The 24,761-nt window shown below is 66.2% G+C and carries 23 protein-coding genes; 22 read left to right on the top strand and 1 reads right to left on the bottom strand.

Annotation, left to right across the window (positions count from 1 at the left end; genetic code table 11):
- Window positions 1–4: 4 nt before the first annotated feature.
- The 22 genes from U5782_RS30455 (at window position 5) to U5782_RS30350 (ending at window position 23,722) form a co-directional block, all read left to right on the top strand.
- The gene (locus U5782_RS30455; RefSeq protein ID WP_322047582.1) at window positions 5–769 is read left to right on the top strand and encodes an SDR family oxidoreductase; all 765 of its coding nucleotides are present in this window, start codon (window positions 5–7) and stop codon (window positions 767–769) included.
- Window positions 770–814: 45 nt separating this feature from the next.
- Window positions 815–1,864: a ferredoxin--NADP reductase gene (locus U5782_RS30450; RefSeq protein WP_322047676.1), complete on the top strand. Its 1,050-nt coding sequence runs from the start codon at window positions 815–817 to the stop codon at window positions 1,862–1,864.
- Between the two features lie 82 nt (window positions 1,865–1,946).
- Window positions 1,947–3,530, top strand: coding sequence for a FadD3 family acyl-CoA ligase (locus U5782_RS30445; protein ID WP_322047581.1), 1,584 nt, complete (start codon window positions 1,947–1,949; stop codon window positions 3,528–3,530).
- 87 nt (window positions 3,531–3,617) lie between these two features.
- Window positions 3,618–4,511: a VOC family protein gene (locus U5782_RS30440; RefSeq protein WP_322047580.1), complete on the top strand. Its 894-nt coding sequence runs from the start codon at window positions 3,618–3,620 to the stop codon at window positions 4,509–4,511.
- 12 nt (window positions 4,512–4,523) lie between these two features.
- Window positions 4,524–5,411, top strand: a complete 888-nt coding sequence (locus U5782_RS30435) for a CoA transferase subunit A (protein ID WP_322047579.1) — start codon at window positions 4,524–4,526, stop codon at window positions 5,409–5,411.
- A 54-nt stretch (window positions 5,412–5,465) separates the two neighbouring features.
- Window positions 5,466–6,227: a CoA-transferase subunit beta gene (locus U5782_RS30430; RefSeq protein ID WP_415914435.1), complete on the top strand. Its 762-nt coding sequence runs from the start codon at window positions 5,466–5,468 to the stop codon at window positions 6,225–6,227.
- Between the two features lie 17 nt (window positions 6,228–6,244).
- Window positions 6,245–7,129, top strand: coding sequence for an enoyl-CoA hydratase (locus U5782_RS30425; RefSeq protein WP_322047577.1), 885 nt, complete (start codon window positions 6,245–6,247; stop codon window positions 7,127–7,129).
- The gene (locus tag U5782_RS30420; protein WP_322047576.1) at window positions 7,126–8,223 is read left to right on the top strand and encodes a nitronate monooxygenase; all 1,098 of its coding nucleotides are present in this window, start codon (window positions 7,126–7,128) and stop codon (window positions 8,221–8,223) included. The genes U5782_RS30425 and U5782_RS30420 overlap by 4 nt, the downstream gene beginning before the upstream one ends.
- A 28-nt stretch (window positions 8,224–8,251) precedes the next feature.
- Window positions 8,252–9,097: an enoyl-CoA hydratase family protein gene (locus tag U5782_RS30415; protein WP_322047575.1), complete on the top strand. Its 846-nt coding sequence runs from the start codon at window positions 8,252–8,254 to the stop codon at window positions 9,095–9,097.
- Window positions 9,094–10,263 (top strand): acyl-CoA dehydrogenase family protein, encoded by a 1,170-nt coding sequence (locus tag U5782_RS30410; protein WP_322047574.1) that lies wholly within the window; start codon window positions 9,094–9,096, stop codon window positions 10,261–10,263. Before U5782_RS30415 ends, U5782_RS30410 begins: the two co-directional genes overlap by 4 nt.
- An 87-nt stretch (window positions 10,264–10,350) precedes the next feature.
- On the top strand, window positions 10,351–11,409 hold the full coding sequence (locus tag U5782_RS30405) for an acyl-CoA dehydrogenase family protein (protein WP_322047573.1): 1,059 nt from the start codon (window positions 10,351–10,353) through the stop codon (window positions 11,407–11,409).
- Window positions 11,410–11,411: 2 nt separating this feature from the next.
- Window positions 11,412–12,563, top strand: a complete 1,152-nt coding sequence (locus U5782_RS30400) for an acetyl-CoA C-acetyltransferase (protein WP_322047572.1) — start codon at window positions 11,412–11,414, stop codon at window positions 12,561–12,563.
- Window positions 12,564–12,606: 43 nt separating this feature from the next.
- A complete protein-coding gene (locus U5782_RS30395; RefSeq protein ID WP_322047571.1) occupies window positions 12,607–13,485 on the top strand; it encodes an SDR family oxidoreductase in 879 nt (292 codons plus the stop codon).
- A 4-nt stretch (window positions 13,486–13,489) separates the two neighbouring features.
- Entirely contained in the window at window positions 13,490–14,707 is a 1,218-nt protein-coding gene (locus U5782_RS30390) for an acyl-CoA dehydrogenase family protein (protein WP_322047570.1), read from the top strand.
- Window positions 14,704–15,918, top strand: a complete 1,215-nt coding sequence (locus U5782_RS30385) for an acyl-CoA dehydrogenase family protein (RefSeq protein ID WP_322047569.1) — start codon at window positions 14,704–14,706, stop codon at window positions 15,916–15,918. Before U5782_RS30390 ends, U5782_RS30385 begins: the two co-directional genes overlap by 4 nt.
- Complete coding sequence (locus tag U5782_RS30380; protein WP_322047568.1) at window positions 15,915–16,718, top strand: SDR family oxidoreductase; 804 nt, start codon at window positions 15,915–15,917, stop codon at window positions 16,716–16,718. The genes U5782_RS30385 and U5782_RS30380 overlap by 4 nt, the downstream gene beginning before the upstream one ends.
- On the top strand, window positions 16,715–17,206 hold the full coding sequence (locus U5782_RS30375; RefSeq protein ID WP_322047567.1) for a MaoC family dehydratase: 492 nt from the start codon (window positions 16,715–16,717) through the stop codon (window positions 17,204–17,206). The genes U5782_RS30380 and U5782_RS30375 overlap by 4 nt, the downstream gene beginning before the upstream one ends.
- A gap of 37 nt (window positions 17,207–17,243) precedes the next feature.
- Window positions 17,244–18,449 carry an acetyl-CoA C-acyltransferase gene (locus tag U5782_RS30370; protein WP_322047566.1) on the top strand — a complete coding sequence of 402 codons (1,206 nt, stop codon included), beginning with the start codon at window positions 17,244–17,246 and terminating at the stop codon, window positions 18,447–18,449.
- 70 nt (window positions 18,450–18,519) lie between these two features.
- On the top strand, window positions 18,520–19,503 hold the full coding sequence (locus U5782_RS30365) for a WD40/YVTN/BNR-like repeat-containing protein (protein ID WP_322047565.1): 984 nt from the start codon (window positions 18,520–18,522) through the stop codon (window positions 19,501–19,503).
- A gap of 93 nt (window positions 19,504–19,596) precedes the next feature.
- The gene (locus U5782_RS30360; protein WP_322047564.1) at window positions 19,597–22,026 is read left to right on the top strand and encodes an efflux RND transporter permease subunit; all 2,430 of its coding nucleotides are present in this window, start codon (window positions 19,597–19,599) and stop codon (window positions 22,024–22,026) included.
- Between the two features lie 93 nt (window positions 22,027–22,119).
- Window positions 22,120–22,518 (top strand): hypothetical protein, encoded by a 399-nt coding sequence (locus tag U5782_RS30355; RefSeq protein ID WP_322047563.1) that lies wholly within the window; start codon window positions 22,120–22,122, stop codon window positions 22,516–22,518.
- 127 nt (window positions 22,519–22,645) lie between these two features.
- Window positions 22,646–23,722, top strand: coding sequence for a Rieske 2Fe-2S domain-containing protein (locus tag U5782_RS30350; protein ID WP_322047562.1), 1,077 nt, complete (start codon window positions 22,646–22,648; stop codon window positions 23,720–23,722).
- Between the two features lie 55 nt (window positions 23,723–23,777).
- Here the strand turns inward: U5782_RS30350 and U5782_RS30345 are convergent, their stop codons facing one another.
- On the bottom strand, window positions 23,778–24,668 hold the full coding sequence (locus tag U5782_RS30345) for a tyrosine-protein phosphatase (RefSeq protein ID WP_322047561.1): 891 nt from the start codon (window positions 24,666–24,668) through the stop codon (window positions 23,778–23,780).
- Window positions 24,669–24,761 lie beyond the last annotated feature (93 nt).

The raw sequence follows: 24,761 nt of genomic DNA, 5'->3' as shown, positions 1-24,761 counted from the left end.
GAAGATGGGAGACAGACTCAACGGCAAGATCGCCATCATCACGGGCGCCGCAAGCGGCGTGGGCAAGGCCGACGCGCTGCTGTTCGCCGCTGAAGGCGCGCGCGTGGTGCTGACCGACGTGAACGAGGAAGCCGGCCGCGCCGTGGCCGCGCAGATCGGCGACGCAGCGCTGTTCGTGCGTCACGACATTGCATCCGAGGCGGGCTGGGCCGACGTGTTCGGCGCGACGCAAAGACACTTCGGCGCGCCCAACGTGCTGGTCAACAACGCAGCGATCCTGCAACTGGGCAGCATCGAGGACGCCACGCTCGAACAATGGCAGCGCATCATGCGCATCAACGCCGAAGGCTATTTCCTCGGCTGCCAGGCGGCGGTGCGCGCGATGAAGGAGGCGGGCGGCGCGATCGTCAATATGTCGTCGGTGGCGGCGCTCGGTGGTCTGGGCGCGTTCTGCGCCTATTCGGCGAGCAAGGGCGCAGTCACGGCGCTCACGCGCGCGATTGCGGCGCATTGCAAGACCCAGGGCTACAAGGTGCGCGCCAACACGATCCACCCCGACGGCATCCTCACGCCCATGACCGAACCGTTCTTCGGCTCCGCCGAAGCGGGTCGCGCGCAGCTCACGGAATCGGTCGATCCGCGCTCGCGCATGTGCCTGCCTGAAGACATCGCGCAACTGGTGCTGTTCCTCGCTTCCGATGAGTCGCGCTTCATCAACGGCAGCGAGTACCGCATCGACAACGCGCAGATGATCATGGGCGTCGCCTGACGCATGCCCGCGAGTCCAGCCATGACCGAAGCTACGAATCAGGCCATGACCCCGACGCGTTTTCATCGGCTGCGCGTGGCCGAGGTGATTGCTGAAAGCGCCGAGGCGCGTTCGTTCGTGTTCGAGTTGCCCGGCGCGCTCGCGCCGGCGTTCGCCTACCGGCCGGGGCAGTTTCTCACGCTGCGCCTGCCGCACGGGGAGGTGTCGCTGCAGCGCTGTTACTCGCTATCGAGTGCGCCGGGCGTGGACGCGGCGCCGAAGATCACGGTCAAGCGCGTGCGCGACGGGCGCGCGTCGAACTGGCTGTGCGACGCCGTGCAGCCCGGCGACGAGCTCGACGTGATGGCGCCCGCGGGCGTCTTCACGCCGCGCTCGCTCGACGACGATTTGCTGTTGTTCGCAGGCGGCAGCGGCATTACGCCGGTGCTGTCGATCCTGAAGGCGGCGCTCGTGAGCGGGCGCGGCATGCTTACGCTGATCTACGCGAACCGCGATGAATCGTCGGTGATCTTCGGTGCGGCGTTACGCGAACTGGCGCAGCGGCATCCTGGCAGGTTGCGCGTGATTCATTGGCTCGACAGCGTGCAGGGCGTGCCGCAGCAGCGCCATCTGGAAGAGCTGGCGCGGCCGTGGAGCCGCCAGGAATGCTTTATTTGCGGCCCAGCGCTGTTCATGGAAAGCGCACTGGCGGCGATGCTCGCGCTGGGCTTGCCGCGCGCGAAGATTCACGTCGAACGTTTTGTTTCGCTGCCGGATCTCACGAAGCCAGTTGCGCGCGCAACGTCTGAAGCCACGATCGAAAGCCACGCGAATGCAACAAGCGCGGAAATCGAAACGCAACTCGATGGTGCGAGTCATCGCTTCACCTGCGAACCCGATGAAACCTTGCTCGACGCGATGGAGCGCGCCGGTCTGGCGCCGCCCAGTTCGTGCCGCAGCGGCCTGTGCGGCGCCTGCATGTGCCGCGTGGAAGCGGGCGAGGTGACGCTCGACCCCAACGCGTCGCTCGACGACGAAGAACGCGCGGCAGGCTGGACGCTCGCGTGCAGCGCCAAGCCCGCGAGCGCGGCGATCCGCATCGTGTTTCCCGATTAGCAGGCATCGCCTGCATGGTTCGATACCCCGGCGCCGCCGCTGCGATTCGCGCGGCGGCGCTTGTCTTTCTGGAGTTTCTGGCATGACGCCCCACGACATCCTCACGACGCCCGCGCTGATCGCACGCGGCGCGGCGCGCTACGGCGCGCGCATGGCGATCGAATCCGAAGCGCTGAGTCTGAGCTACGCGCAACTCGATGCCGCGCGTATCGAAGCGGCGCGCGCGCTGATGGCCTGCGGCGTCGCGCCCGGCGAGCGCGTGGCGATCTGGGCGCCCAACGTGGCCGAATGGATCGTCGCGGCATTGGCGATCCAGAGCGCGGGCGCGGCGCTCGTGCCCGTGAACACGCGCATGAAGGGACTGGAAGCGGGCGCGATCCTCGCCGATAGCGGCGCGCGCGTGCTGTTCTGCTGCGGCGAATTTCTCGGCGAGCATTATCCGTCGATGCTCGCACCGCATCGGCCGGCCACGCTGGAACGCGTGATCGTGTTCGACGGCGCGGTCGATCAAGCCGACGAAAGCTGGCAGGGGTTTCTAAAGCGTGCCGCGCAAACGCCGCTCGAAGCGTTCCGCGCGCGCGAAGCGCAAGTCGGCCCCGATACGCTGATGGATGTGATGTTCACGTCCGGCACCACAGGCCGCCCCAAGGGCGTGATGACCACGCACGGCCAGAACCTGCGCGGCGTGCACGACTGGGCGCAGATCGCGACGCTGCGCGAAGGCGATCGCTATCTGATCGTCAACCCGTTCTTTCACGCGTTCGGCTACAAGGCGGGCTGGCTCGCGGCGCTCTCCAGCGGGGCGACCATACTGCCGCATGGCGTGTTCGACCCGCAGGCCGTGCTCGAACGCGTGGTGTGCGACCGCGTCTCCGTGCTCCCGGGGCCGCCCACGCTCTATCACGCGCTGCTCGACACGCCGGACCTCGCGCGCCTTGACCTCGGTTCGCTGCGCGTGGCGGTGACGGGCGCGGCCGCCATCGCGCCGAGCCTCATCGAGCGCATGCGTGCGGAGCTGGGCTTCGAGACCGTGCTGACCGGTTACGGCCTCACGGAGACCTGCGGTTTCGCCACGCTCTGCCGCCAGGGCGACGACGCGCAGACCGTCGCGCACACCTCGGGCCGCGCGATGCCAGGCGTCGAACTGCGTATCGCAGGCCCGGACGGCACAGCGCTGGCCGCCGATGAAACCGGCGAAGTCTGGGTGCGCGGCTACAACGTCATGCGCGGTTATCTCGACGATGAGGCGGCCACCCGCAACGCCGTCGATGCGCAGGGGTGGCTGCACACCGGCGATATCGGCGCGCTCGATGCGCAAGGCAATCTGCGCGTGACGGACCGCATCAAGGACATGTTTATCGTCGGCGGCTTCAACTGTTATCCGGCGGAGATCGAGCGGCTGTTCGCGGCGCACGAGGCGGTCGCGCAGATCGCCGTGGTGGGCGTGCCGGACGCGCGGCTGGGCGAAGTGGGACACGCCTGGATCGTGCTGCGCGCAGGCGCGCATGCGGACGCAGAAGCGCTCGCGCAGTGGGCGCGCCGCAACATGGCGAACTACAAGGTGCCGCGCCGCATCGAAATCGTCCCGGCGCTGCCCACCAGCGCGGCGGGCAAGGTGCTCAAGTACCGCCTGCGTGAAGCGCTCGCAGAAGGCGCGGGCGCATAAGCGCTCATAGTCCCAACAGACGATGTTGGGACTTCTCCTCGCGGCCAGAATAGACCTCACTACAACGGGTTTTCTGGAGGGGCGAAGATGAGCGATGTGCGGGCGTTGGGCTACGTCGTCGTGCAGTCGGCGGACGCGGGCAAGTGGCGCGATTACGCGCAGGACGTGCTCGGCATGGAGGCGCGCGAGGCCGCAGGCGGCGCGCTTTACCTCAAGATGGATGAGCGCGATTTTCGCTACCTGATCGTGCCCGGCAACGAGGAGCGCTATTTCGCCTCGGGCTGGGAACTGGCGGACGAAGCAGCCCTTGCGGCGCTGGTGGCGAAGCTGGAAAACGCAGGCATCGAACCGTATCGCGCCAGCGCTCAGGACGTCGCGCTGCGCCGCGTTCAGGCGATGGTCTGGTGCCTCGACCCCTCGGGCAACCGGCACGAATTCTTCTGGGGCGTGCGCACGGACTTCCGCCGCTTCGTTTCGCCCGTGGGCGTGCCTGGCTTTGTCACCGGTGCAATGGGCCTGGGCCATACGGTCCTGCCCGCGCCCGCTTTCGACGCCACCGATACCTTCCTGCGCGACGTGCTCGGCTTCGGCCTCTCGGACATCTATCGCGTGCGCTTTACCAGCGATCCCGCCGAACCCGAAAAGCGCATTCACTTCCTCCATTGCGGCAACGCGCGTCACCACAGCCTCGCGATCATGGATCTCGCGGTGCCCTCGGGCTGCATCCACGTGATGGCCGAAGTCGGCTCGATGGACGACGTGGGCCGCGCGCTCGACCGCGTGGCTGCGCATGGCGTGAAGATGTCGGCCACGCTCGGCCGCCATTGCAACGACCGCATGACCTCGTTCTACATGAAGACGCCGGGCGGCTTCGACCTCGAATATGGCTTCGGCGGCCTGGAAGTGGACTGGCGCGAACACAGCGTTTATGAAGCGACGCGTGTGAGTCTCTGGGGCCACGATTTCAGCATCGGATTTTGATCGGAACATTGAATGAAAACGCTCGATAAACGCCTCAGTGCGCGCGACGTGGTCGCGCAGCTCGAAGATGGCATGACGATCGGCATCGGCGGCTGGGGACCGCGCCGCAAGCCTATGGCGCTCGTGCGCGAGATCGTGCGCTCGCCGCTGCGCGACCTCACGGTGGTCGCTTACGGTGGCCCGGATGTGGGTCTGCTCTGCGCGGCGGGCAAGGTCAGGAAAGTGGTGTTCGGCTTTGTCTCGCTCGACGTGATTCCGCTGGAACCGCATTTCCGCCGTGCACGCGAAAGCGGCGCGATCGACGTGTGGGAACTCGACGAAGGCCTGCTCCAACTGGGTTTGCGTGCCGCTGCGGCCCGCCTGCCGTTCCTGCCGACCCGCGTGGGCCTGGGCACGGACCTGCTGCGCCACGCGCCGCAGCTTCGCACGGTGCGCTCGCCTTATGAGGATGCCGAAACATTGCTGGCGATGCCCGCCATCGAACTCGACGCCGCGCTGCTGCACGTGAATGCCGCCGACCCGATGGGGAACACGCGTATCGACGGTCCCGATCCGTTCTTCGACGCCTGGTTCGCACGCGCCGCCAAACGCACCTTCGTGAGTTGCGAGACACTGGACGCATCGCTCGCCAGCGCCGATCTCGAAGCGGCTCGCCGCAATCCGTTCGAGCGTTCGCTCGTTACAGGCGTGGTGCATGCCCCGTGCGGCGCGCATCCGACCTCCTGCGCACCGGCCTATGGCTGGGATCTGCCGCATCTGAAGGCGTATTGCGCAGCGGCTACCGATGCGCAACAGACCACCGCGTACCTGCGCGACGTGGTCGGCCCCGACGAATCCGCCTGGCTCGCGGGCGCGGGCGGTCCCTCTCACGTGGCGGCGTTGCCGCTGCCTGTCCTCTGATCTCTGATAGGAGCGAGCGTGAACGACGCTTTGGATTACTCCCTCGCCGAACTGATGATCGTCGCTTCGGCGCGGCTCTGGCGCGATGACGGCGAAGTGCTGGCCACCGGTATCGGCACCGGCCCGCGCCTGGCGGCGGGGCTGGCGCGCCTGGCCTACAACCCCGGCCTCATGCTCACGGACGGCGAAGCCTATCTGGTGGAGACGCCCGTGCCGCTGGGACCGCGCGAAGCGGGCTACCGCGTAGCCGCGAGCGGCTGGATGACGTATGAGCGCGTGTTCGACTGCGTCTGGCACGGCCGCCGTCACGCGCTCGTGATGCCCACGCAGATCGACCGCTACGGTCAGGCCAATATCTCGTGGCTGGGCCGCGACTACGCGAAGCCGAAGACGCAACTGCTCGGCGCGCGCGGTTTTCCCGGCAACAGCATCAACCACGCGAATTCGTTCTTCGTGACGAGCCATACGGCGCGCACCTTCGTGGACGGCGAAGTCGACATGGTGTGCAGCGTGGGCTACAACCCGGCGCGCGAGATCGAAGGCATGCGCGCGTTCACGGACCTGCGCGCCATCGTCACGGACATCTGCGTGATGGACTTCGGCGGCCCGCAGCATGCCGTGCGGGTGCGCTCGCTGCATCCTGGCGTGAGCTTCGACGAAGTCCAGGCGGCGACGGGCTTTGCGCTCGTACAGGCCGATGACATCGGCACGACCGCGCCGCCTACCGGGGACGATCTGCGCATCCTGCGCGCGCTCGATCCGCACAATCTGCGCGCGTCGATCCTGCGTGACAACCCCGCGCCCCGGCGCGCCTGACGCAAAGCGAGATCATCATGCACGAGACGCAGGCGCAGACCGAAGACGTGGTGCTCTATGCCGTCGACAACGGCATCGCGACCATCACGATGAACCGTTCCGCGTACCACAACGCGCAGAATTCACAGATGACCTACGCGCTCGACGCGGCGTTCAAGCGCGCGGCGCACGACGATGCCGTGAAGGTCATCGTCCTTGCTGGTGCGGGCAAGCATTTTTCGGCGGGGCACGACATTGGCACGCCGGGGCGCGATATCCACGTGTCGTTCGAGCGCGAGTCGCTCTGGTACGACCACGTGAACAAGGAGGGCGGCGAATTCCTCTATGCACGCGAGCAGGAGGTCTATCTGGGCATGTGCCGCCGCTGGCGCGACCTGCCCAAGCCCACCATCGCGATGGTGCAGGGGGCGTGCGTGGCGGGCGGCCTGATGCTCGCGTGGGTGTGCGATCTGATCGTCGCATCCGACGATGCGTTTTTCGCCGATCCCGTGGTGCGCATGGGGATTCCGGGCGTGGAGTATTTCGCGCATGCCTATGAGCTGAATCCGCGTATCGCCAAGGAATTTTTGTTTCTCGGCGAGCGCATGAACGCGCAGCGCGCCCAGCAGATGGGCATGCTCAATCGCGTGGTGCCGCGTGAAGCTCTGGGCGACACCGTGCAGGAGATGGCCGCGAAGATTGCTGCGATGCCGCGTCTTGGGCTCGCGCTCACCAAGCAGGCGCTCAATCACGTCGAGGAATTGCAGGGCAAGCGCGCGGCGATGGATGCCGCATTCGCCTGGCATCACTTCGCGCATGCGCACAACGAACTCGTGAGCGGCGACCGCCTGGGCGGCTACGATGCGCGCAAGATGGCGCAATCGCAGCGCGCTCCGTCAGAAGAAAAGGAATCCGAAGCATGAGCGCGACCACGCCTGCAATGCGCACGCCGCTGACCGATCTGCTGGGCAGCCGCTATCCGATCGTGCAGACGGCGATGGGCTGGGTCGCTGATGCGCGGCTCGTCGCGGCCACTTGCAACGCCGGGGGCTTCGGCTTTCTGGCGGGCGCGACGCTCGAGCCGGATCGCGTGGAGGCTGAGATCCTGCGCGTGAAGTCGCTCACGGACCAGCCGTTCGGCATCAACTTTCATATGTTCCAGCCGAATGCAGCCCAGGTGGTCGATCTGGCGATCCGCCACCGGCTGCGCGCGGTGAGCTACGGACGCGGCCCCGACGCCACGACGATCCGCCGCTTCAAGGATGCGGGCGTGCTTTGCATTCCCACGGTGGGCGCGCCCAAGCACGCGGCCAAAGCAGTTGAACTGGGTGCAGACGCGGTGACCGTGCAGGGCGCCGAAGGCGGCGGTCACACGGGTTCCGTGCCCACTACGCTGCTGCTGCCGCGCGTGCTGGACGCCGTGCAGGTGCCGGTGATCGCCGCAGGCGGCTTCTTCGACGGACGCGGACTGGCGGCGGCGCTCGGCTACGGCGCGGCGGGCATCGCGATGGGCACGCGCTTCCTGATGACCGAGGAATCGCCCGTGCCCAGGGAAACGCTCGCACGCTATGTGGGGGTCAGCGATCCCGCGCAGATTCGCGTCTCCGCGGCGCTCGACGGCCTGCCGCAACGCATGATCGACAACCCCTATCTGCTGCATCTGGAAGCGCTGGGACCGCTGCGCCGCACGCTCTTCGCGTTGCGCACGGCGCAGGCCTGGCGTCGCCAGAATGGGCTGTCGCTTGCGCAGATGGCGGCGCTCGGCATCAAGGCGCTGCGCGAACACGGCTATACAGCAAGCCAGACGCTCATGGCCGCGAACGCGCCGTATTTGATCCAGCGCGCGATCGTCGACGGCGTGCCAGACGAGGGCGTGCTGCCGGGCGGCCAGGCGGCAGCGATGATCGGCGCGATCGAACCGTGCGCGGTAGTGATCGAGCGCATCGTGAGCGAAGCGTGGGCGCGCATCGACGCGCTGAGCGCCTTGCACGATGTGGCTGCCACGGACGTGCATTGACAGATTCACGACTTCAGGGACGGGGAACATGACACAAGCAAGCCATGACGAAGTAGCCGGCGCGATTCAGGATCGTGCGCGTCGGCCGGCATTGACGATTGCCCGCGTGGGCGAGCACGGCGCGGTCGCCGAGTTGACACTCGACCGCCCGCCCGTGAACGCACTCGATAGCGAGGACTGGTACGCGCTCGCCGCCGCCATCGACGCCTTGGGACGCGACGACAGCGTGCGTGTGATCCTGCTGCGCGGCGAAGGACGGGGCTTTTGCGCGGGCGTCGATATCAAGGAACTGGCGGCGCATCCCGAGCGCATCGTCGCCGTGAATGCGGGCAATTACGCGACCTTTCGCGCCGTGCATCGCAGCCCGAAGCCGGTGATCGTCGCCGTGCATGGCTTCGTGCTGGGCGGCGGCATCGGCATCTGCGGGGCCGCCGATATCGTGATCGCCTCGACCTGCGCTCGCTTCGGCGTGCCCGAGATCGACCGTGGTGCGATGGGCGGCGGCGCGCATCTGCAAAGAATGTTCGGTGTACAGAAGGTGCGCGCAATGTACTTCACCGGGGACATGGTGGGCGCGGAAGAAGCCTGGCGTCTGGGTGCAGTGGAGCGCGTCGTGCCGCGCGAGCAACTGCGCGAAGCGGCGCTCGAACTCGCGCAGCGCATCGCCCAGAAGAGCGGCGCGATGCTGGCGCTCGCCAAGGAAGCGCTCAACGGCGTGGAGGACGGCGACCTCGAAGACAAATACCGCTGGGAGCAGGGCTTCACGCTGCAAGCCTATATGACCAACGATTCGAACGAAGCGCGTAGCGCCTTCGTGGAAAAGCGCGCGGCGCAGTTCGATGGCGCGGGCGCGTCAAACGAGGGCCGCACATGAAGCTCGACTACACGCCGCAACAGCGCGCCTTCCGCGAGGAAATCCGCGCCTGGCTGGCCGCGCACGTGCCGCGCACGCCGCTGCCGAGTTTCGACACTGAAGAAGGTTTTGCCGCGCATCGCGACTGGGAACGTACGCTGCATTCGGGCCGCTGGAGCATGGTCACCTGGCCGCGCGAGCTGGGCGGACGCGGCTGCGACCTGATCGAGTGGCTGATCTTCGAAGAGGAATACTGGCGCGCCGACGCGCCGATGCGTGTGAACCAGAACGGCATCTTCCTGCTCGGCCCCACGCTGATGGACTTTGGCACCGATGAGCAGAAGGCGCGCTTTCTGCCCGCGATGGCCTCGGGCGAGCATGTCTGGGCGCAGGGCTGGTCGGAGCCAAACGCCGGTTCGGACATGGCCGCGATTCGCGCAAGCGCGCTGCGTGACGGCGACGACTACATTCTCAACGGCCAGAAGATCTGGTCCACGCGCGCGGTCTGGGCGGACTGGTTGTTCGGGCTCTTTCGCAGCGATCCGCAATCCAGCCGCCATCATGGGTTGACGTTCCTGATGGTGCCGCTCGACACGCCGGGCGTGACCGTGCGGCCCATCCGCCAGTTGAACGGCCAGACCGGCTTTGCCGAAATTTTCTTCGATGACGTGCGCGTGCCGGCGGCAAACCGCCTCGCGGGCGAGGGGATGGGCTGGCACGTGGCGATGGCGACGGCAGGCTTCGAACGCGGCCTGATGCTGCGCTCGCCCGCGCGTTTCCAGCGCACGGCCCAGGCGTTGCGCGATCTGCTGCTCGCGCATCCCGAAGCGGCGCGGCGCGATCCGTCGCTGCGCGAGCGTGTGGCCGCCGCGTGGATGGACGCGCAGGCCTATGCGCTCTCGACCTATATGACGGCGAGCCGTTTGCAGAAGGGCGGCCATATCGGTGCGGAATCCAGTACGAACAAGGTGTTCTGGTCGGAGCTGGATTTGCGTATGCATCAGACCGCGCTCGATATTCTGGGCGCGCAGGCCGAAGTGGTGCCGCACGGCGCGGAAGATCGCACGAGGCTTGGCAACTGGCTCGATGGCTTCCTGTTCGCGCAGGCCGGGCCGATCTACGCGGGCACCAACGAAATCCAGCGCAACATCGTCGCCGAACGCATGCTGGGGATGCCGCGCGGCTGATGCGTTGACGGATAAGACGTCGCTTCGTGCGACTTCTATCGATATGGATTCCTGATCGTATCGATCAAGCGGATGACAGGAAAGACTATGGATTTTTCTTTCGACGAAGACCAGGAAGCGCTGGCCGATGGCGCACGCCGCTTCCTGATGACCGAGCTGACGCCGGAGCTGATCCGCGAGCTATGGGAGAGCGAGAGCGGCCGCTCGGAGCCGCACTGGAAGCAGCTTGCGGCACAGGGCATGACGAGCGTGTCGGTGCCTGAAGCGCAGGGCGGCCTTGGCATGGGCGCAATGGAATGGGCGTTGCTAGCGCAGAACTGGGGTTACTTCGGCGGCCCCGATCCGCTCATGGATACCGCGTTCGTTGCGGTGGCGCTGCTCACGCGTCTGCCCGCGAGCGACTGGCGCGACACGCTGCTCGCGCAGATCGCGGCGGGCGGCGCGCGCGTGGCGCTCGCGCATCCTGTGAATCCGTACGTGGCCGATGCGCATGTGGCGCATGTGCTGCTCTGCGAGCGCGATGGCGAGTTGCATCGCGTGATGCCTGCGGCGGGCACGCGTCAGGCCGTGGAAAGCGTGGACCCGTCTCGCCGCCTGTTCGCGCTGGACTGGACGCCGGATGCTTCGACGCGCATCGCCAATGCGCAAGACGCGGCACCCTTGCTGGATGCTGCGCTCGATCACGGCACATTTGCGGTCGCCGCGCAGTTGCTCGGCCTCACGCAACGCGTGCTGGACGCCGCCATCGACTACACCTCGCAACGCAAGCAGTTCGGCAAGCCTATCGGCGCGTATCAGGCGGTCAAACACCTGCTCGCCGATGTCGCGATTCGCTACGAGTTTGCGCGGCCCGTGGTCTATCGCGCGGCCTGCGCGCTCGCGACCGACGATCCGCAGCGCGCCCTCTACGTCTCGCACGCAAAACTCGCCGCGCTTTCGGCTGCGCAACTGGCCGCGCGTCACGCCATCCAGGTGCACGGCGCGATGGGCTACACGTGGGAGCTGGACTTGCAGATTTTCGTCAAGCGCATCTGGGCGCTGGCGGGTAGCTGGGGCGATGCGACCTTCCATCGCGAACGCGTCGCCAGCACGCTGATCGATGCGCGCGCACCGATCGGACCCGCCCGTACCTTCGAACTGGAGTAACCATGAAACAAGCCTATATCGTCGATGCGCTGCGCACGCCCACGGGCCGCCGTAAAGGCTCGCTGGCGGCGGTGCATGCGGCCGACCTCGGCGGCTTCGTGCTGAAGGAACTCGTCGCGCGCAACGCCATTCCCGCCGAGGACTACGACGACGTGGTGTTCGGCTGCGTCGATACCATCGGTCCGCTCGCGGGCAATATCGCGCGTACCTGCTGGCTTGCCGCCGGACTGCCGCTCACGGTGCCCGGCGTGACCGTGGACCGCCAGTGCGGCTCGTCGCAGCAAGCGGTGCACTTCGCGGCGCAGGCGGTGATGAGCGGCGTGCAGGACGTGGTGATCGCGGGCGGCGTGCAGACCATGACGCAGATCCCCATTTCCTCGGCGATGACGGCGGCGGTGCCGCTTGGCTTCAGCGATCCGTTTTCGGGCAGCACGGGTTGGCGAGCGCGCTTTGGCGACGCGCCGGTTTCTCAATTCGACGCGGCGCAACGCATCGCCGACCATTGGGGCCTTTCGCGTGAGGCGATGGAGCGCTACGCGCTGGAGAGCCACCGGCGCGCGGTGTCGGCCATTGAATCGAAGCGCTTCGCACGCGAGATCGTGCCGTGCTTCGGCCTTTCGCACGACGAGACGCCGCGCCCCGACACCTCGCTCGCAAAGATGGCGACGCTGGAGCCGCTGGTGCCGGGCGGCTCGCTCACGGCGGCCGTGTCGAGTCAGACTTGCGACGCGGCGGCGGCCCTGCTGATCGTCTCGGAGGACGCGCTGCGACGCTACGGACTCGTGCCGCGCGCGCGCATCCATCATCTGAGCGTGCTGGGCGACGATCCCCTCTGGATGCTCACCGCGCCGATTCCCGCTGCGCGTCACGCGCTGAAGAAAGCGGGCTTGTCGATGGCCGATATCGACGTGGTGGAGATCAACGAAGCGTTCGCCTCGGTGGCGCTGGCGTGGCTGGCGGAAACCGGCTATGACGCGGCGCGCACGAATCCGAACGGCGGCGCGATCGCGCTGGGTCATCCGCTCGGTGCGACGGGCGCGCGACTGATGACGACGCTGCTGCACGAACTCGAACGTACGCAGGGATGCTACGGACTCCAGACGATGTGCGAAGGCGGCGGTCTCGCCAACGTGACGATCATCGAACGGCTTTGAGCTTAAGGCTTAAGGCAGACAGGCAAGAGAAAAGAGGTCAGGCATGGGAATCTGCAAAGGGCGCACTGTGATCGTCACGGGCGCGGGCGGCGGGCTGGGGCGCGCCTATGCGCTCGCGCTCGCGGAGCAAGGCGCGGCGGTGGTGGTCAACGATCTGCGCGCGGACGCGGCGCAGGCCGTCTGCGAAGAGATCGAACGCGCGGGTGGCCGCGCGCTCGCCAACGCCGACGACATCACGCGCATGGACACCGCGCAGCGCATCGTGGACGCAGCGCAAGCGGCTTTCGGCACAGTCCACGCGCTGGTGAACAACGCGGGCGTGTGTCGCGACCGCATGTTCACGAGCATGACGGAGGACGACTGGGACACAGTGATGCGCGTGCATCTGCGCGGCCATTTCTGCCTCGCACAGATTCTCGTGCGCGGTTGGCGCGATGCGGCGAAAGCGGGTGCGCCCGTGGCGGCGCGCATCGTCAACACGAGTTCGGGCGCGGGGCTGCAAGGCTCGATCGGCCAGTCCAACTACGGCGCGGCCAAGGCCGGCATCGCGGCACTCACGCTGATGCAGGCGGCCGAACTGGCGCGCTATGGCGTCAGCGTCAATGCGCTCGCGCCCTCGGCGCGCACGGCCATGACCGAGACGGTCTTCGCCGAGATGATGAAAAAGCCCGAGGATGGTGGCTTCGACGCGTTCGATCCGGCCAATGTCGCGCCGCTGGTGGTGTGGCTCGCGAGCGAAGCATCCGGCGAGGTGACGGGGCAGGTGTTCGAAGTGGCGGGCGGCATGATCGCCGTGGCCGAAGGCTGGCGCACCGGCCCGCGCGTGGATCGTGGCGCGCGCTGGCCAGCGGGCGAAGTGGGCGAGGCCGTGACGGCGCTGCTCGCCCAGGCGCGTCCGGCGCAACGCGTCTATGGAAGCTGACGCCATGAATCTCGTGCTGACCGAAGAGCAGGTGCTGATTCGCGAGAGCGCCGCCGAGGTGCTGGCGCATCAAAGCGCCTCCGCCGATGTACGCCGCGTGCTGGAACGCCATGCCGGTTACGACGCGGCGCTCTGGCAGACCGTCGCGGCGGAGTTGGGCTGGTGCGGCCTGAGCGTACCGGAGCAGGCGGGCGGCGCTGGTCTGGGCGCGACGGAACTCGTGTTGCTGATGGAGCAACTGGGGCGCAGGCTTGCGTGCGTGCCGTACTTCGGCACGGCCGTGCTGGCGGCTCAGGCGTTGGCGCAATGTCTGCGTGACGACGCGGCGAGCGCCGAAGCGGCCGCCGAGCCGGTACGCTGGCTCGCGCGCATCGCGGCGGGCGAGACGCGTGCGGCGCTGGCGTTGGCGCATACGATGCCGTTCGAAGCGGGCAACGCGGATGGATCGCCGATCGTGGCGTGCAAGACCGCAGACGGCTATCGCCTGAACGGCACACTAAACGCGGTGCTCGACGGCGTGATGGCCGATCTGCTGATCGTGCCCGCGCGCGACGGCGACGAACTATTGCTGATTGCGGTTGAAACCACGCTGGCAGGCGTCGCACGCACGCCGTTGTCGACGCTCGACGCCACGCGGCCGTTCGCCTGCATCGAACTGGACAACGTGAGCGTCGTGCGCGCGGCGTGCATCGCTCGCGGCAACACGGTGCGCCATGCGCTCACGCATACGGCGTGGTTCGCCGCGCTCGCGCTCGCAGCGGAAGAACTGGGCGGCGCGCAGCAATGTCTCGACCTGACGCTCGCCTATACGTCCGAACGTGTGCAGTTCGGCCGGACGATCGCTTCGTTCCAGGCCGTCAAGCATCGTTGCGCGGAAATGCTCGTGGCCGTGGAGGCCGCGCGTTCGGCGGTGCTCGGCGCGGCGGCGGCCTGGGATGCGGCGCAAGGCGCGCCCGTGGCCGCGCAATTCGCGGATATCGCCGTCGCCAAGGCCAGCGCGAACGACGCGCTGCGTTACTGCGCACAGGAAGCGATCCAGTTGCACGGCGGCGTGGGCTTTACCTGGGAGTACGATCCACAGCTTTATTTCAAGCGTGCGCAGGCATCGGGAGCGCTGTTCGGCTCAACGCCGCGTCTGCTGGACTGGCTCGCCCGGCATGCGATGGATCACGAAAGCGCTGGACTTGCCAGCAACAAGTCGCTCGCAGGAGCCTACGCATGAACGCACGCATCGAATCGAACGATCATGAAGCGGGCGGGCGCGAAGCCCGTTTGCGCGAGGAAATCGCCGCGTGGATGGACGCGCACCTGAGCGGCGAGTTCGCCTGCCTGCGCTACCGTGGCGGCCCAGGCGACGAGGACGCCTTCCCCGCGCTGCGCAAGGCCTGGGAGCACGAGCTTGCGGCAGGCGGCTGGACGGGTCTTGGCTGGCCTGTAGAGGCGGGCGGACGCGGCTGGAGCGTGGCCGATCAGGTCATCTTTCACGAGGAATACGCACGCGCCGGTGGCCCCGGCCGCATGGGTCATATCGGCGAAGGGCTGCTCGGTCCTACGCTGATCGCCTGCGGCAACGCCGACCAGCGCGCGCGCTTCTTGCCCGGCATCCTGGCGGGCACGCAGTTCTGGTGCCAGGGCTACTCGGAGCCGGGCGCGGGATCGGACCTGGCCAACGTGCGCACGCGCGCAGAACGGCTGGCCGATGGCGCGTGGCGTATCGACGGCCAGAAGGTCTGGACCTCGCTCGCGCACGACTCCGAATGGATCTTCGTGCTCGCGCGTAGCGACCCGCAATCGCGCGGCAACAAGGGGCTGTCGTTCTTCCTCGTGCCGCTCGACCAGCCCGGCGTGGAGATTCGCCCGATCCGCCAGATGAACGGCGGCGCGGAATTCAACGAAGTGTTCTTCGACGGCGCGCGCGCCGAAAGCCACGATCTCGTGGGCGAACCCGGCGACGGCTGGCGCATCGCCATGACGCTGCTCGGCTTCGAGCGCGGTATCTCCACGCTCGGCCAGCAGATGCAATTCATCCGCGAACTCGACTGGGTGATCGAAGCCGCCACTGAGGCGGGCGTGGCCGACGATCCGTCGATTCGCGCGCGCATCGCGCGAGCGTGGGCGGGCCTGCGTGTGATGCGCTACAACGCGCTGCGCATGCTCGGCGCCGAAGGCGCGAGCGCCACCCAGGACAAATCGGCGCTCATCTATAAGTACTACTGGTCGAACTGGCATCGTGAACTGGGCCAACTGGCGATGGACGTGCTAGGCGATCAGGCCAATTTCATCGATGCCCGCGACGCGAAACGCAGCCGTTTGCAAGGCGTTTTCCTGTTCTCGCGCGCCGACACCATCTACGCCGGCACCAACGAAATCCAGCTCAACATCATGGCCGAGCGCGGGCTCGGCATGCCGAAGGAACCCCGAGGTCAAGCATGAACGCAGAACACAGACTCGCCGTCGCGCCGCCCTATGTGGCGGGCCATCAACTGCTCGCGGGCCGCGCCGTGCTCATTACCGCCTCGGCGGGCGTGGGCATTGGTTTCGCCGCGGCAAAGCGCTGCGCGGAGGAGGGCTGCCGCGCGCTGATCATTTCCGATATCCACGCCAAGCGACTGAACGAAGCGGTCGAACGGCTACGCGAGGAAACCGGTCTCGCCACGATCTACGGCCAGCTTTGCGACGTCTCGAACGAAGCCGACGTGCGCGCGCTGGTCGCTTTCGCTGAAGCCCAAACGGGCGGCGTGGACGTGCTGATCAACAACGCTGGCCTGGGCGGTTCGTGCCGCCTAGTCGATATGGACGATGCGCAATGGTCGCGCGTGCTCGACATTAGCCTTACCGGCACGTTCCGCATGATGCGCGCGATGTTGCCGCATATGCAGGCGCGCGGGCGAGGCACGATCGTCAACAACGCGTCGGTGCTGGGCTGGCGCGCGCAGGCCGAACAGGCCCATTACGCGGCGGCCAAGGCCGGTGTGATGGCGCTTACGCGTTGCGCGGCGCTGGAGGCAGCGCCGCACGGCGTGCGCATCAACGCGGTGGCGCCCAGCATTGCGCTGCACGATTTTCTGAAGAAGTCGGCTCCGGCCGAACTGCTCGAACAACTGGCGTCGCGCGAAGCATTCGGGCGCGCCGCCGAAGTCTGGGAGGTGGCAAACGTGATGGTGTTCCTCGCAAGCGACTACGCGTCGTATCTCACCGGCGAAGTGCTCTCCGTGAGCAGCCAGCACGCATGATGGACGCGCTCGAACTGAACGAAGCCGTTGCGCCCGCAAGGGTGTTCGCACAACCGTCGGCCTTGCTCGACGCCGTGGGCGAGCAGCTGGGCGCGAGCCCCTGGTTCGCGATCGACCAGGCGCGTATCGACCTCTTCGCCGACGCCACGCTCGATCATCAATGGGTCCACGTCGATCCCGAGCGTGCGAAGCGTGGCCCGTTTGGCGGCTGCATCGCGCATGGCTATCTGACGCTCTCGCTCGTCAATTACTTTTTGCCGCAGATCGTGCGCATCGACGGCGCGCGCATGGGCGTGAACTACGGCTGCGAGCGCGTGCGCTTTCCCGCGCCGGTGCGCGTGGGCGCACGGGTGCGCGGCGTGGGCGAGTTGCTGCGCGCCGAAGCGCTCGAAGGCGGCATACAGGCGTGGATACGCGTGAGCGTGGAGATCGAAGGCGAACTCAAGCCTGGCTGCGTCGCCGACACCATCAGCCGCTATTACTTCTAGATTCAGACCGATTTCATTCGTAACAGGAAAGCATTCGATGAACGAAGCCGTGATTGTTTCGGTGGCGCGCACGCCCATTGGCAAGGCCTACCGTGGCGCTTTCAACGATACCGAGGCGCCTGCGCTGGGCGGCCACGTGGTGCGCGCCGCCGTGGCGCGCGCGGGCCTCGAAGGCCATGAGGTCGACGACGTCATCATGGGCTGCGCCGCGCAGCAGGGCACCCAGGGTTATAACATCGGCCGGCTTTCGGCTGCGGCCGCCGGTTTGCCCGCGAGCGTGCCGGGCATGGCGCTCGACCGCATGTGCTCGTCGGGGCTGATGTCGATTGCCGTGGCGGCGCGCAGCATCGCTTGCGGCGATGCCGACGTGGTCGTGGCGGGCGGCGTGGAGTCGATCACGCTCACGCAGAATCGCCACAAGAACAGCTATCGCGCGCGCGCGGAAAGCGTGCTCGCGCACCAGCCTGCCGCCTATATGGCGATGATCGAAACGGCGGAGATCGTGTCCCGCCGCTATGGCATCAGCCGCGCGCAGCAGGACGCGTTCGCGCTGGAGAGCCAGCAGCGTACGGCGGCCGCACAGGCAGCGGGACGCTTCGACGCGGAGATCGTGCCGCTCCACGTGCGCCGCGCGTTGTTCGACAAGGAAGGCAACGTCACCGGCCATGAGGATCTGCGCGCTACGCGCGACGAATGCAATCGCGCCGATACGAGCGCTGAAAGCCTCGCCGCGCTCAAGCCGGTCTGGAGCGGTGGCGACACGGTGGCGCAAGGCGAATTCATCACCGCAGGCAACGCATCTCAACTCTCGGACGGCGCCGCCGCCGTGGTCGTGATGAGCGCGCAACGCGCCCGCGCGCGCGGCCTGGCACCGCTCGGCATCTTTCGCGGTCTCGCTGTGGCGGGCTGCGAGGCCGACGAAATGGGTATCGGCCCGGTGTTCGCCGTGCCGCGACTGCTGGAGAAGCATCGGCTGAACGTGAGCGATATCGGCTTGTGGGAGCTGAACGAGGCATTCGCCTGCCAGGCGATCTACTGCCGCGATCAATTAGGTATCCCAATGGAGCGCTTGAATGTAAATGGCGGCGCGATTTCGCTCGGTCATCCGTTCGGTATGTCGGGCGCGCGCATGACGATGCACGCCTTGATCGAAGGACGTCGACGCGGCGCGCGCCTTGCCGTCGTGACGATGTGCATTGGCGGCGGCATGGGCGCGGCGGCGCTGTTCGAGATTCCCGCCTGACTTAGCGCTTCATTGCTTGACAGATAGCCTCACAAAAAGTCGGCACACGACAACATCGAGGAGACACCCCATGAAAAATTCGCTGCCCGGTTTGCTGATGTCGGCGGCGGTGCTGGGCGCGGCGCTCTTCGCGTTCGCTCCGCGCCCTTTGCCCGCATTCCCCGCGAGCGCCATTGCCGCCAACCGGCTGCAGATCAACGGACTCGCGCAAGCGGGTTCGCGCACGGTCGCCGTAGGCGAGCGCGGCGTGATTCTGCTGAGCGACGATGCGGGCGCTAGCTGGCGTCGCGCGACGCTCACGCCCGACGAGGCATCTACGCTCACTCAGGTGTTCTTCGTCTCGCCGCGCGTGGGTATCGCCGTGGGGCATGACGGCTGGATCGTGCGCACTGTTGACGGTGGCGAGCGCTGGCAGGAGGTCCATTTCGACCATCGCCATTCCGACCCGCTGCTGGCGATCTGGGGGCGCGCGAACGGGCCGCTTTTCGTGGTGGGCAGCTTCGGCCAGTTGCTCGTGTCGAACGACGAAGGCGCAACGTGGAGCGCCGAAAAGACCCCCGCAGGCGACCGCCATCTCAACGCTATCGCGGGCGACGGCGAAGGCCGCATCGTGATCGCGGGCGAGACCGGCACGCTGCTGGTGTCGAGCGACGGCGGCGAAAACTGGGAGAAACGGACCTCGCCCTACGCGGGTTCGCTCTTTGGCGTGCTGCCGTTGGGCGATCACGCGTGGCTGGCCTACGGCATGCGCGGCAACGTGCTGCGCTCGAATGACGATGGGCAAAGCTGGACGCATGTCGATAGCGGCATCGGCACTTCCTATTTCGGTGCTTTGGAGATGCCCGGCGGGCGTCTCGTGCTGGTCGGCCAGGGCGGCGCGATCGTCACCTCGGACGACGGCGGCGCGCATTACGCCGTGCGCAAGGCAGGCGGGGTGCAAAGCCTTGCCGCGGTGCTGGACGAAGGGCAGGGCCATCTGCTCGTCGCGGGTGAAGCGGGTGTCGCGCGCTGGACGCTACCCGCATCGAGCGCCGTGGCCAAAGCGCCATCCTGAAGGCCTTGCGCCGACTTCTACATCACGCCATCCCGTCGTAGTGCGCCACGCAAGGCCAGCACTACATGCACGACCAGAGACATAGAGACGCCCATGACCGCCACTCCCCGCACCTCCGCGCTCGCGCGCTTCGTGGACCGCTGTGCCAGCGCGATCATGCGCCATCGCCTTGCGCTGCTCGCGCTTTGCGTGGCGCTCACCGCCGCCTTCGGTTATTCCGCTACGCGCTTGCGGCTCGATCCGGGCTTCAACAAGATGATCCCGATGGAACACCCCTATATGCAGGTGTTCAATCGTTACGCCAGCGCTTTTCCCGGTGCGAATACCGTGCTCGTGAGCCTGCGCTGGAAGGGCCAGGGCGACATCTATAACGAGCCGTTCATGGACGCGCTGCGCCACGCGACCGACGACGTGTTCTTCATTCCCGGCGTGAACCGCTCGCGCGTGTTCTCGCTTTTCACGCCCAATGTGCGCTACACGGAAGTGACCGAAGCGGGCTTTCGCGGCGACGTGGTCGTGCCGGGCCAGTTCAGCAGCAACAACCCCGACGATCTGGCCAAGGTGCGCCGCAATGTGGCGCGATCAGGGCAGATCGGGCGACTGGTGAGCAACGACCTGAAGGCGGCGCTGATCCGCGCGGAACTGCGCGAGACCGATCCCGTCACCGGCAAGCGGCTCGATTACAGTGCGGTGGCGAAGCAACTCGAACAGATCCGCGCGCGCTATGCGAACGCCAACGTCGAGGTCGATATCATCGGCTTCGCCAAGCTGGTGGGCGATGTGGAGCAGGGCATCGCGGGCGTGATGGTGTTCTTCGGCATCGCGTTCGCGATCACGGCGTTCCTGTTGCTCGCCTATACGCGCTCGTGGCGGACGACGGCGCTCGCGCTGTGCGTGGCGCTGCTGCCGGTGGTCTGGTTGCTGGGCGCGCTGCCGATGCTGGGTCTTGGCATCGACCCCATGTCGATCCTCGTGCCGTTCCTGATTTTCTCGATTGGCGTCTCGCACGCGGTGCAGATGACGAACGCCTGGAAACAGGCGCTCGCAACCGGACTCGATTCGACCGACGCCGCGCGCGACGCGTTTCGCAAGCTGTTCGTGCCGGGCACCGTGGCCCTGCTCACGAACGCGCTGGGCTTCATGGTCATCATGCGCATCCGTATCGACATCGTGCGTGAGCTGGGCATCACGGCGTGTCTCGGCGTGCTGCTGATGATCGTCACGAACAAGGTCTTTTTGCCGATCCTGCTGTCCTATACGCGGCTCGAACGCGGGGCGCTCGCGCGCGCGCAGCGCCGTGTCACGCAGCGCCAGAGCGGCGCGAAAGCCGATGGCTGGGCGCGTTTCGGTGTGTTTGCGCGACCGCTACCCGCATTGGGCGTATTCGCTGTAGCGCTGGCTTTGCTCGCATTCGGCGCGCAGGCTTCGCGCGCGTTGCAGATTGGCGATATCGGCTCGGGCGCGCCCGAGTTGCGCGCCACGTCGCGCTACAACCTGGATAACGCGCGCATCACGAGTCAGTACAACATCGGCGTGGACGCGCTCGCCGTGATCGTGGAAACGCAGGGCTTCGACGACGCCTGCCTCCATTACCCGGTGATGAGCGCGATCGAGCGGTTCGAAATGCAGATGCGCGGCGTGGCGGGCGTGCAGTCGGTGGTGAGCGTGCCGTCGCTGGCGAAGGTGTCGATTGCCGCGTTCAACGAAGGCAATCCGCGCTGGGCCGCGCTGCCGAGATCGAGCGATGGCCTGACACAAGGCGCGGGCGCATTCGATCCCGACAACGGCATGAACACCGAAAACTGCCAGGCGATCCAGGTGCTCATCTACACGGATAACCACGAAGGCCGCACGATCGCCCACATCGTCGACGAGATCAAACGCTTCGCCGCCCAAGACGAAACCCAGGGCGTGGCGTTTCGCCTCGCGGGCGGCAACGTGGGCGTGATGGCGGCGACCAACGAGGCCGTCGCCGATGCGGAAATCGCCATGCTGCTGTCGATCTTCGGGGCGATCGCGCTGCTGTGCTTCGTGACGTTCCGCTCGTGGCGCGCGGTGCTTTGCATCATCGTGCCGCTCACGATCGTGTCGATTCTTTGCAATGCCGTGATGGCGTGCCTGGGGATCGGCCTGAAGGTGGCGACGCTGCCGGTCATCACGCTTGGCGTGGGCGTGGGCGTCGATTACGGCATCTATCTGTATGAACGCCTGCAACATGAGTTGCGCGCGGGCGCGAGCCTGCCCGATGCGTTCGGCGCGGCGATGCGCCAGCGCGGCACCGCGGCGCTCTTCACGGCGGTGACGATGTTCATCGGCGTGGGCACGTGGGCGGGCTCGGCGCTCAAATTCCAGGTGGACATGGGCGTGCTGCTGGCCTTCATGTTCCTGGTGAACCTGTTCGGCGCGGTGTTTCTGTTGCCCGCGCTGGCGGCGTGGCTGGGCGTGGAGCGAGCGGAGCGGCGCGTGGCGCAAGGCAGCCCGAGCGCACCGCGCAGTGCGCCCGTAGTTCAGGCGAGATCCTGACACTGCGAATCAAGGCGGCTGCGCGCCTGACGTCCACCTGGGCGCGATCCGGCTAGAATCGAGGGCTTCGCCTCGACTACCGTGATTCGCGCCATGAAAACTCTCCTTGCCCCGGCATTCGCCGCTCTCGTTATCGCAGCCAGCCCGCTTGCGCAAGCCCAGACCGCGAGCGCCGCGGCCCCGCAGCAGGAATGCTCGATCGGCCGGGCGAGCGGCATCGCCGGCGCGGCGGCCAGCATGCGCGAATACCTCGCGCTGCCCGAGCGCGACCGCTACCACTATTTCAATGATCATCAGATCAACTGCCAGATCTCTGACGATGGCCGCGCGACCGGCTGCGTGGGCCTCGTCAACCTGCGCAACGACAAGGTCAGCGTGTACGACGACAGCGACCCGGACACGACCACCGTGGTGGCGCGCATCGAACTCGAACATGGCACGTATCCGCTGATCATCATGGTGCGCAAGCAGGACATCAAATGCGATGAATGACGGCTGAGGGCGTTTTATTCACCTTCTCACTCCTCGTTGGTCCCTAGTCCGTCGGGACGATGAGTGGAGCGCGGCGCGCGTCTAACGTGGCAGGAGCCGCGCGTTCCATTCAAAGGAGGAGAACCCCATGTCCGCACGCCCTTACAAGATCGAAGCCCAGCCGCTCGTACAACGCTACGCCCGAGGCTGGCATTGCCTGGGCCTTGCGAGCGATTACCTGGACGGCCAGCCGCACACGCTCAACGTATTTGGCCGCCGCCTCGCCGCCTTTGCCGATTCGGCGGGGCGCATCCGCATCGTCGATGGCTTCTGCCCGCACATGGGCGCCGACCTCTCCACGGGCCGCGTGGAAGGCGACAGGCTCGTGTGCCCGTTCCACGGCTGGCAATGGGATGGCGATGGCCAGTGCCAGTCGATTCCCTATTGCAAGCGCATTCCCCCGAAAGCAAAGATCGGCACCTGGCACACCTGCGTGCAGAACCGGCTGCTGTTCGTCTGGCACGACCCCGAAGGCGGCGCGCCGACCGACGACGTGGCGATTCCATCGATTGCGGCCTGCGAGTCGGACGAATGGTCGGCTTGGGTCGTGGACAAGATGGTGATCGGCACGAACTGCCGCGAACTGGTGGACAACATCTCGGACATGGCGCACTTCGGCACCGTGCATGCCGCGCCGGTCGATTACTTCGCGAATCTTTTCGAGGACCACAAGGCGACGCAATTGCTGGTGGGCCGCAGCGAGCGACTTGGCGGCGACGAGTTGATCGCGCTGTCGACCTATTTCGGACCTGCTTATCACATCACCGAGATGACGGGGCAAAGTGGCGGCCATCCGATTCATTCGATTTTGCTTAATTGCCATGTGCCGATCGACATGAATCGTTTCGAGCTGCGCTATGGCGTGATGGTGAAGAAGATTGAGGGGCTTTCCGAGGAGCAGAATCTGGAGATTGCGCGCGCTTATGTGGCGCAGGCGCAGGCGGCGTTCTACGAGGACGTGGCGATCTGGGACAGCAAGACGCGAATCGACAATCCGCTGCTTTGCGAAGGGGACGGGCCGCTGTATCAGATGCGGGACTGGTATGGCCAGTTCTATCTGGATGCGGCCGATGTGCGGCCGTCCAGCCGGCAGCGTAAGGTGTTTGAGATCACAGTGCGGGAGGGGGGCGCCGTGCCGGCGCTGCATCACGTGTTCGAGCGCTGACGCACTTTCTTTTGCGAAACGCGGCATCGTGATTTTTTGCGCGATGCCGCGTTTTTTATTGGATTTCTGTTTGTGTATCTGATTGCGCTGCGACCAGATAATTGCGGCGGATTCTGGCGATGTCGATTTTGAGGACGTCGGTAAGGTAGTGATGCATGCCGCCGTAGCTTGTGTCGATGACTTCCATTGCTGCGCCGATGTAGTCGGCGTCGACATCGAGCAGTGGGAGCGCTACTTCTGGTGCGACGCCTATTTGCTGCAATTGTTTGAGCGCTCGTGCGTTGAAGGCTGCGTTCTCGCGGTTCGATTCGAGGTAGTTCGCGATGATCGTCGGGCGGTCGACGCCCAATGCCGACAGTAGCAGTACCGTGGCGAAACCTGTTCGGTCCTTGCCCGCCGTGCAGTGGTACAGGATCGTTTCGTTAGCCTCGGCTAGTTTAAGGAAGCGCCTGAATTGTGGCTGGTAATTGTCCGGGAACTGGCGGTAGAGGTCGACCATGAAGTCGTGCATCTGCGCAGGTGTTGAGCGTTTTAGCATCGGTACGATGGCGGCTGGCGATAAGTCGCCTGCTAGAACGGGGTCGGCTTGCCAGGGGTAGCGGTTTGCGAAGGGTGCTTCCGCTGGCGTTTTTTCGCTCGCGGCGCGGAAGTCAACTACTGTGGTTAGGTGCAGGGTGTCTAGTTGTGCGAAGTCCGCTGGCGTGCCGAGGGCCGGGTTGCCGCTGCGGTAGAGACGATGCTGGGCGATCGTCAGGCCGTTTTCACCTGTCAGGCCGCCCAAGTCGCGGAGGTTCTGGATGCGATGCATAGCGATGGGGTGATCTGATTCCGATCTCAAGCTCGCTGCTTGCTTAGGCGCGCCTTCCTGGGCGTATGCGATGCCTGTCGGCAGGATTAGGGATATCGCGATGATTGCTATTCGGTTGTTTTTTAGTAATTCAGGCATTTTTTTGCGACAAATTAGGAGTGGGAATGTATTGTCTCGGTTCGAGATTTCTTGGCATTTCCTTGTTTTCTTGTCGGTCTATTAGCGTCGCCC

The sequence above is a fragment of the Paraburkholderia sp. J67 genome, assembly GCF_905220265.1.
Lineage (GTDB): Bacteria > Pseudomonadota > Gammaproteobacteria > Burkholderiales > Burkholderiaceae > Paraburkholderia.
Note: the sequence above shows the minus strand (reverse complement) of the source record. Positions and strands in the feature narration are given on the sequence as shown.

Bases quoted from the DNA above. Each gene is read 5' to 3' on its own strand.
- U5782_RS30455 (WP_322047582.1), top strand. From the start codon at position 5: ATGGGAGACAGACTCAACGGCAAGATCGCCATCATCACGGGCGCCGCA.
- U5782_RS30450 (WP_322047676.1), top strand. From the start codon at position 815: ATGACCCCGACGCGTTTTCATCGGCTGCGCGTGGCCGAGGTGATTGCT.
- U5782_RS30445 (WP_322047581.1), top strand. From the start codon at position 1,947: ATGACGCCCCACGACATCCTCACGACGCCCGCGCTGATCGCACGCGGC.
- U5782_RS30440 (WP_322047580.1), top strand. From the start codon at position 3,618: ATGAGCGATGTGCGGGCGTTGGGCTACGTCGTCGTGCAGTCGGCGGAC.
- U5782_RS30435 (WP_322047579.1), top strand. From the start codon at position 4,524: ATGAAAACGCTCGATAAACGCCTCAGTGCGCGCGACGTGGTCGCGCAG.
- U5782_RS30430 (WP_415914435.1), top strand. From the start codon at position 5,466: ATGATCGTCGCTTCGGCGCGGCTCTGGCGCGATGACGGCGAAGTGCTG.
- U5782_RS30425 (WP_322047577.1), top strand. From the start codon at position 6,245: ATGCACGAGACGCAGGCGCAGACCGAAGACGTGGTGCTCTATGCCGTC.
- U5782_RS30420 (WP_322047576.1), top strand. From the start codon at position 7,126: ATGAGCGCGACCACGCCTGCAATGCGCACGCCGCTGACCGATCTGCTG.
- U5782_RS30415 (WP_322047575.1), top strand. From the start codon at position 8,252: ATGACACAAGCAAGCCATGACGAAGTAGCCGGCGCGATTCAGGATCGT.
- U5782_RS30410 (WP_322047574.1), top strand. From the start codon at position 9,094: ATGAAGCTCGACTACACGCCGCAACAGCGCGCCTTCCGCGAGGAAATC.
- U5782_RS30405 (WP_322047573.1), top strand. From the start codon at position 10,351: ATGGATTTTTCTTTCGACGAAGACCAGGAAGCGCTGGCCGATGGCGCA.
- U5782_RS30400 (WP_322047572.1), top strand. From the start codon at position 11,412: ATGAAACAAGCCTATATCGTCGATGCGCTGCGCACGCCCACGGGCCGC.
- U5782_RS30395 (WP_322047571.1), top strand. From the start codon at position 12,607: ATGGGAATCTGCAAAGGGCGCACTGTGATCGTCACGGGCGCGGGCGGC.
- U5782_RS30390 (WP_322047570.1), top strand. From the start codon at position 13,490: ATGAATCTCGTGCTGACCGAAGAGCAGGTGCTGATTCGCGAGAGCGCC.
- U5782_RS30385 (WP_322047569.1), top strand. From the start codon at position 14,704: ATGAACGCACGCATCGAATCGAACGATCATGAAGCGGGCGGGCGCGAA.
- U5782_RS30380 (WP_322047568.1), top strand. From the start codon at position 15,915: ATGAACGCAGAACACAGACTCGCCGTCGCGCCGCCCTATGTGGCGGGC.
- U5782_RS30375 (WP_322047567.1), top strand. From the start codon at position 16,715: ATGATGGACGCGCTCGAACTGAACGAAGCCGTTGCGCCCGCAAGGGTG.
- U5782_RS30370 (WP_322047566.1), top strand. From the start codon at position 17,244: ATGAACGAAGCCGTGATTGTTTCGGTGGCGCGCACGCCCATTGGCAAG.
- U5782_RS30365 (WP_322047565.1), top strand. From the start codon at position 18,520: ATGAAAAATTCGCTGCCCGGTTTGCTGATGTCGGCGGCGGTGCTGGGC.
- U5782_RS30360 (WP_322047564.1), top strand. From the start codon at position 19,597: ATGACCGCCACTCCCCGCACCTCCGCGCTCGCGCGCTTCGTGGACCGC.
- U5782_RS30355 (WP_322047563.1), top strand. From the start codon at position 22,120: ATGAAAACTCTCCTTGCCCCGGCATTCGCCGCTCTCGTTATCGCAGCC.
- U5782_RS30350 (WP_322047562.1), top strand. From the start codon at position 22,646: ATGTCCGCACGCCCTTACAAGATCGAAGCCCAGCCGCTCGTACAACGC.
- U5782_RS30345 (WP_322047561.1), bottom strand. From the start codon at position 24,668: ATGCCTGAATTACTAAAAAACAACCGAATAGCAATCATCGCGATATCC.